This window comes from Planctomycetota bacterium, from assembly GCA_038746835.1.
In the GTDB taxonomy this organism is placed as follows: domain Bacteria; phylum Planctomycetota; class Phycisphaerae; order Tepidisphaerales; family Tepidisphaeraceae; genus JBCDKH01.
Genome location: JBCDKH010000194.1, coordinates 1 through 6608 on the forward strand (window position 1 = coordinate 1; position 6608 = coordinate 6608).

The 6608-nt window shown below is 66.5% G+C and carries 8 protein-coding genes; 3 read left to right on the top strand and 5 right to left on the bottom strand.

The window, feature by feature from the left end; translation table 11 throughout:
- A partial coding sequence (locus AAGI46_14540) for a hypothetical protein (protein ID MEM1013426.1) occupies nt 1–219 on the top strand: 219 nt, incomplete at its 5' end.
- Between the two features lie 5 nt (nt 220–224).
- On the opposite strand, the gene AAGI46_14545 is transcribed toward AAGI46_14540, so the two are convergent.
- The 3 genes from AAGI46_14545 to AAGI46_14555 form a co-directional block, all read right to left on the bottom strand.
- Entirely contained in the window at nt 225–728 is a 504-nt protein-coding gene (locus AAGI46_14545) for a hypothetical protein (protein ID MEM1013427.1), read from the bottom strand.
- Between the two features lie 68 nt (nt 729–796).
- On the bottom strand, nt 797–1198 hold the full coding sequence (locus tag AAGI46_14550) for a VanZ family protein (GenBank protein ID MEM1013428.1): 402 nt from the start codon (nt 1196–1198) through the stop codon (nt 797–799).
- The gene (locus AAGI46_14555; protein MEM1013429.1) at nt 1195–2118 is read right to left on the bottom strand and encodes a ParA family protein; all 924 of its coding nucleotides are present in this window, start codon (nt 2116–2118) and stop codon (nt 1195–1197) included. The genes AAGI46_14550 and AAGI46_14555 overlap by 4 nt, the downstream gene beginning before the upstream one ends.
- Before the next feature lie 71 nt (nt 2119–2189).
- On the opposite strand from AAGI46_14555, the gene gpmI reads away from it, so the two are divergent.
- The gene (gpmI, locus tag AAGI46_14560) at nt 2190–3785 is read left to right on the top strand and encodes a 2,3-bisphosphoglycerate-independent phosphoglycerate mutase (protein MEM1013430.1); all 1596 of its coding nucleotides are present in this window, start codon (nt 2190–2192) and stop codon (nt 3783–3785) included.
- A gap of 7 nt (nt 3786–3792) precedes the next feature.
- Here gpmI and AAGI46_14565 read toward each other — a convergent pair whose 3' ends face one another.
- Both AAGI46_14565 and AAGI46_14570 read right to left on the bottom strand, forming a co-directional pair.
- On the bottom strand, nt 3793–4629 hold the full coding sequence (locus AAGI46_14565; GenBank protein MEM1013431.1) for a phosphotransferase: 837 nt from the start codon (nt 4627–4629) through the stop codon (nt 3793–3795).
- Between the two features lie 96 nt (nt 4630–4725).
- A complete protein-coding gene (locus AAGI46_14570) occupies nt 4726–5181 on the bottom strand; it encodes a hypothetical protein (GenBank protein ID MEM1013432.1) in 456 nt (151 codons plus the stop codon).
- A 236-nt stretch (nt 5182–5417) separates the two neighbouring features.
- Here AAGI46_14570 and AAGI46_14575 point away from each other — a divergent pair, with 236 nt between their 5' ends.
- On the top strand, nt 5418–6380 hold the full coding sequence (locus tag AAGI46_14575) for a phosphate ABC transporter substrate-binding protein (GenBank protein MEM1013433.1): 963 nt from the start codon (nt 5418–5420) through the stop codon (nt 6378–6380).
- Nucleotides 6381–6608 lie beyond the last annotated feature (228 nt).

Consider the following 6608-nt stretch of genomic DNA (forward strand, 5'->3'; position numbering starts at 1 on the left):
CCGATGCGGTTCGATAAGCTGCCGTGCGAAAGCATCGAGCCGCCGCATCTGACCATCGCGACGACACGACGCGGTCTTCGCAAGGCGATGAACTTTGCCGCCCGAACCTTCCGCGTGCCTCCGGCCGTCGTCGTTGCGACGTCGGGATCGATGCGCGTTTTGCTAGACCGTCACTACCCCGTCGCACCACACATCGCCGACTGGGCGTTCGACCGGTAACCGGCTCAGCCGAACGCAATCGAGTCCAGCTCGATCAGCTCCACCGGGCCGACTCCCAAGACCTGCAGTTCGACCCGCACCTCGTCCACCGCGACGCCGGAGACGATCACAACGTCGGGCCGCTCTTGGCGCAGGACGCTCAGCCCGACCACTTCGTGGCCGGACGTCGGTACGAATCGTCCATGTCGGCGTGGCTGTTCGTCGACGCACAGCTGCACGCGGGACCGGTCCGGATCGCAAGTCGCCAGAAACCGCACGGCCGTCTCGTCACAGTGCCAAACGGCAACCGTTGCACCGGACGCGAACCAGCCGTCCAGCCGGGCCGACCAGGCAGCGACATCGGCAACGTCGACGTCCGCCGGCGGCGGCATCGCCTCGGCCGCTTCACGTTGCGACGCCAGCACGGCCCGCGGCACCTCGCGGACCTCGGGCACTTCCAACGGTGCCTCGTGCCGACGCACCGGGCCTGTTGCGACCGACGCGGCCGCGCTATCGATCGGGTCCGGCATTGCGTCAAGATACCCCAGCCTCCGCGATCCGTCCGCCGGTAACCCGAGTGTCCCGCCGACGCGTTCCGTCACGCTTTCCGTTCAGATCGCACGACCGTCACAACCTGACGAATCGCAAGTGCCGTGATCACGCCCAGCATGTCGGCGATCCAGTCGTGAAGATCCGCCGTCCGGCCGAACGGAGGTTGCGTCACTTCGTCAATCACACCCGCCACACCGCAGAAGACCACCGTCGCGACGAGCGCCCACGTCGTCGGCATCCACCGACACAGCACGTTCATCGCCAGGAGCGCCAGCGCGCCGAAGCCTGCGAAGTGAACCACCTTGTCGAACCCAATCGCAAAGCCCTGGTCCTCCAACGGCTCGTTCCGCCAGAACGGCGGCAGGTGAGTGACGACCAGACCCAGCACGCTGTAGCCGACCAGCAAGGCGATCGGTCGACGGTGCCAGACGCTCGGCCGATCGTTCACGCGACCAGCGGCTCACGCCGGCCCGCAAGAGTCGCAGCCTTGAGTCCATCCGCAGAGTCAATCCGCACCTCGCCGGTCGGGCGATCGTCTCGGGTCAGCTCCAGCATTGCCTCGACCTCTTGCGCAAGCGCTGCATAGTCGGCTGAGCCGTTGGAGAGCGGGTCGTAGGTCAGAATCGGTTGGCCGAAGCTGGGTGCCTCGGCGAGCTTGATGTTGCGGCGAATCTTGCTCCCGAACAGCTGACCGCGGGCCCACGGCTTGTCCGTGCCGCGGGCGCTCTCGAAAAAGCCCTCCAGCTCGTCCGCCACGTCGGTCGCGAGACGCGTCTGGCTGTCGAACATCGTCAGGACGACGCCCATCACAGAGAGCTCAGGGTTGATGCGCCGTCCGACGAGCTGCGTCGTTTCCAGGAGCTTGGCAAAGCCCTGCAACGCCAGGAAGTGCGCCTGCATCGGAATCAGAACCTGCCGCGCTGCCGCGAGGGCATTGATCGTCAGGAGGCCGAGCGACGGCGGGCAATCGAGCAGGACGACGTCGTAGTCGTAACCGACCCGCGCGATGGCGTCTTTGAGCAGACCCTGACGATCGGCCTGATCCGCCAGCTCGACCTCCAGGCCCGCCAGGTCGAGGCTGCTGGGCAGAAGGTGGATTTCGCCGGAGAGATCTTCGAGCCCGTTGCCTTCGAGACGCCGGACCGCCTTCAGCACGCCTGCCGAGCCGTTGAGCACTTCGTAGAGCGTCGCCTCGTCTTCGCCGAGTTGGCCCGGGTCGACGCCGAAGTTGATCGACAGGTGCGCCTGCGGGTCGAGGTCAGCCAGCAGGACACGCCGGCCGCGGTCGGCCAGGGCGGCGCCGAGGTTCGCGCAGGTCGTCGTCTTCCCGACGCCACCCTTCTGATTCATCAAGGCAATCGTGTGCATGGCGTCTCCATCACTGGCGAGGCGGCGTCTTCGGTAGCGTCGGCCACCGGGCCGCTCATACATTAGCGGACGTGAGCCAGAACCACCCGCCCAAAAGCCCTGTCGTCCTCATCATCCGCGACGGCTGGGGCCACAACCCCAACGACCCGCCGGCCGGCGTCGATGCCGTGACGACCGCCGACACGCCGGTCGCGGACCGCATCGCACGCGACTACCCGCGAACTCTCATCCGCACCGACTCGATGGACGTCGGCCTTCCGGAAAAGACCATGGGCAACTCCGAAGTCGGCCACCAGAACATCGGTGCCGGGCGAATCGTCGACCAGGAATCCGTCCGCATCACCCGGGCCGTCCGTGACGGCAAGCTGCCGGAGAACGAGACGCTCGTCGCCGCGTGCGACCACGTGAAGCAACACGGCTCGTTGCTCCACCTCTTCGGCATCGTCAGCGACGCGGGCGTGCACGGCCTGCTCGAGCACCTCTACGGCGTGCTCGACCTCGCCAGGCAGCAGGGCGTCGACGGCAAAAAGGTCTTCATCCACGCCTTCACCGACGGCCGCGACACCCCGCGCACGATGGGCAAGGGATACGTGAAGGAGGTCGCGGCGAAGTGCGACGATCTCGGCATCGGCCGGATCGCCAGTGTCGTCGGCCGGTACTACGCGATGGACCGCGACAACCGCTGGGACCGCGTGCAAGCGGCGTACGACCTGCTGACCGGCCGCGCGGAAGCTCCGAGTTTTCCCGACGCCGCGACGGCAGTCGTCGATTTCTACGAGACTAACGACGACCCGAACCGAAAGGGCGACGAGTTCGTCACGCCCCGCACCGTCGGCGACGCGGCGGCGTCCCGCGTGCAGTCCGGCGATGCCGTCATCTTCTACAACTACCGCGGCGACCGCCCACGCGAACTGACCAAGGCCTTCGTCCTCGATGGCTTTGACGGCTTCGATCGTGGCGACAAGCTCGATCTGCACTTCGTCACCATGACCGCGTACGAGGCCGGCCTGCCGGTCGAGGTCGCCTTCCCGAAGCCGCCGAAGATGTCCCACATCTTGGGCGACTACGTCTCGTCGCGTGGCCTGCGGCAGTTCCGCTGTGCCGAGACCGAGAAGTTCCCGCACGTCACGTTCTTCTTCAATGACTACCGCGAAGAGCCCTTCGAAGGTGAGGAGCGGCAGATCGTCCCGTCGCCGAAGGACGTCACGACCTACGACCAAAAGCCCGAAATGTCGTCGGTCGGCGTGACGGAAGAGACCGTCAAACGCGTCGAAGCCGGCGGGTTCGCCCTGATCGTCGTCAACTTTGCCAATGGCGACATGGTCGGCCACACCGGCAATTTCGATGCCGCCGTCAAAGCGTGCGAGGCGGTCGACGTGGGCGTTGGCAAGATCCTCGACGCCGTCGCCAAAGCCGGCGGCCGGGCGATCGTCACCGCCGACCACGGCAATGCCGACCAGATGACCACCGACGGCCAAACCGGCGGCCCGCCGCACACGGCCCACACGCTCTATTCCGTCGAACTCGTCGTCGTCAGCGACGACCACAGGGGCTCGCCCCTCCGCGACGGTGGCCGGCTCGCCGACGTCGCCCCAACGCTCCTCGACCTCATGGCTCTCGACAAGCCAGAGGCGATGACGGGCGAGTCGCTGCTTCAAACGTCGTGACGCACAGTCAAAGAAACTCGCACAGGTCGGCGAAGTAATCGAGGCGTTTGGCGTCGACCCCGTCCTGCCCGTACTCGCGCAGGAAGACCTGCACCGCGTCGTCGCGGCCGCCGTTGAAGCGGAGGGAGCGGATGGCCGTCGCGAGGTCGAGGTGTCGGTCCGCCAGGCACAGCCCGCCGACGTCGATCAGGCCGGTCCGATCATCGAGCCCGGCGAGCACGTTTGGCAGGCAGAAGTCGTAGTGCGTCACGACCCGCTCGGCGTCGTCGATCGGCCGCTTCGTCAGTCGCTTGAGCGTCTTCTTGAGCGATCGCTCCGACTGAACCTGACGGAGCGACGAGCCGACAATGCCGCGGCCAAGTCGCTCGTCGGCCTCAGCAAGGATGGCTGCGATTGGGCGATGCTTCAGCGTGTCCGCCGGCTTGACGTCGTGCAGCATGCGCAGTGTTCGGCCGACGAGACGCGCCACACGCAGCGGCGTGTCGGCCATCTGGTCGTGCAGCGGCCTGCCCGGGACAGCCGTCGTCGCGAGGTACGCCCACGTCCCGACACCGGCCTGCGGCGAGCCCTGCTCGAACGCGAGCACACGAGGCACCAGCGGACCGTCTTCGCCGATCACACCAGCAAGCCACGCCGTGCGGGCCGACTCGATCGCCAGCGGATGCGCGTCGCCAACTGCCTGATCGAGGTGCGTCTTGAGATAGACAGCCTCGTCACCCTCACCGACGCGGAAGACGTCGGCCCCGCTGCAATTGCCGACGAAACGCCGGCCTTCCGACGCCGGCAGCACGTCGCGCATCGCCTCGGGCAGGTGGCTCGGAAGCGGTCCGGGAGGTAGCAGCATCACCAAAACGAAAAGTCGGCCGGTCCACGTGCACTGTGGACCGGCCGATGCGTTTGGCAAGTCGGCGGACGTGGATTCGCCGAGACGTGGAAAGGCTCAGCCGTCCATCTCGATGCCCCAGCGTGCGTAGAACGCCGCCTTCAAGTCGTTCTCGCCAAGCACGACGACGCCGGTGATCGGGTTCTTTGGGCCCATCAGCTTAAAGTCTTCGCCCTTGATCTCGCCGTCCTCAGCGACCTCGGCCAGGTCGGTCTCCGACGGGTCGACGACGAGCAGGCGCCGGCCATCCGCACTCTTGACCTCGGCGTAGCCGTCGGTTTCGAAGACCACGCCCCCGTCTGCCGTCGCGGCAAAGTCGGCCGGGTCGCCCATCGGCATGTCGACGGCGATCATGCCCTCGGGGGCGTCCATGGTCAGGTCCTTGGCTTCGATGACGACGGGCTCGGACTCGTCCATTGCGGCTTCGCCGTCCGAGGAGCAGCCGGCGAGGGCGACGACAGCGGCAGCAGAGGCGATCAGAAGCAGCGGGCGGTGGTGTTGGATGGGGTTCATGGTGCCCCGATGCTTGCCACACCTGCCCAGACCGGCCATGCCGCACTGTTAAAGTTGCGTGAACGGCGTCACATGCCCGATAAGGGGTCGCCGCGGTCTATTTGCGCAACGCTAACACGGCTCCCGGTGGCTTCTTCTACGGTTTTGCCAGTTTCGGCCGACCGGTCGAGACGGCAGCGGCATCGGTGCCGGCCTGCCGACGCGTTCTGCGACGAACGCCCCAACTCAGGAGACCCATGACTGCCATCACCCGAATCACCACCGCCGCCGCGACCGCGCTCGCCGCCTTCGGCACGGCCGCCACCGCTGACGTGGATCCGTCCATTCCGACCTATGAGGAGACGTCCGACATCTCCGGCGACCTCCGCAGCGTCGGCAGCGACACCCTGTCGAACCTCATGACCCAGTGGGGCGAGGCCTTCTACGGGATGTACCCGCAGGTCAACTTCGAGGCCGAGAGCAAGGGCTCCGGCACCGCGCCGCCGGCACTCATTAGCGGCACCGCGCAGCTTGGCCCGATGAGCCGTCGCATGAAGGGCGAGGAGGTCGACAAGTTCACCGACGCCTTCGGCTACGAGCCGACGCTCGTCCGCACCGGCATCGACGCCATCGCCGTCTTCGTCGCCAAGGACAACCCGATCGAAGAGCTCACGCTCGACGACCTCAAGAACATCTTCAGCGTCGAGGGCAAGGACGGCATCACCTGGGGCGATGTCGGCGTGACCGACTCGCGCTACGCCGATCAGCCCATCACGCTCTACGGCCGAAACAGCGCCAGCGGCACCTACGGCTACTTCAAGTCCGCCGGCCTCGGTAAGGCTGACTACAAGGACAGCGTCAACGAGCAGCCCGGCAGCTCGGCCGTCGTCCAGGGCGTCGGCGGCGATCAGTTCGGCATCGGCTATTCGGGCATCGGCTACGCCACGCCCGACGTCAAGGCCGTCCCGATCGTCGGCGCCGATGGCATCGCCTACGACCCGTCCAACCCGGACGACGTCTACAGCGAGAGCTACCCGCTGGCCCGCTTCCTCTACGTCTACGTCAACAAGAACCCCAACGAAGACCTCGAGCCGCTCACGGCCGAGTTCCTCACGCTGGTTCTCTCCCAGCAGGGCCAGGAAGTCGTCGACCGTGACGGCTTCTACACGCTCTCGAACTTTATCGTCCAGCAGGAGCGCGAAAAGCTCGGGCTCAACTAGACGATGAAACGCGATCGACGCGTTGTCGGAGAACATACGACGACGCGTCTTGAGCAGACGACGCCAGAGAACGTCTGGCCCGACCTACGCAGCGTCCGCATGACTCACGACGGCAGCGACGCCACTTCAGATGCTGCGGCGGCACAGGCCAGGACCATCAGCGGTCGGCCGCGCCGCCGGACGACGCGCACAAGCGTCAAAGTCGCCGACGCCGTCGCGAAGTACACC

Excerpts from the sequence above, each read along its gene's own strand:
- AAGI46_14575 (MEM1013433.1), top strand. The coding sequence starts at position 5,418 with ATGACTGCCATCACCCGAATCACCACCGCCGCCGCGACCGCGCTCGCC.
- AAGI46_14565 (MEM1013431.1), bottom strand. The coding sequence starts at position 4,629 with ATGCTGCTACCTCCCGGACCGCTTCCGAGCCACCTGCCCGAGGCGATG.
- AAGI46_14570 (MEM1013432.1), bottom strand. The coding sequence starts at position 5,181 with ATGAACCCCATCCAACACCACCGCCCGCTGCTTCTGATCGCCTCTGCT.
- AAGI46_14555 (MEM1013429.1), bottom strand. The coding sequence starts at position 2,118 with ATGCACACGATTGCCTTGATGAATCAGAAGGGTGGCGTCGGGAAGACG.
- AAGI46_14545 (MEM1013427.1), bottom strand. The coding sequence starts at position 728 with ATGCCGGACCCGATCGATAGCGCGGCCGCGTCGGTCGCAACAGGCCCG.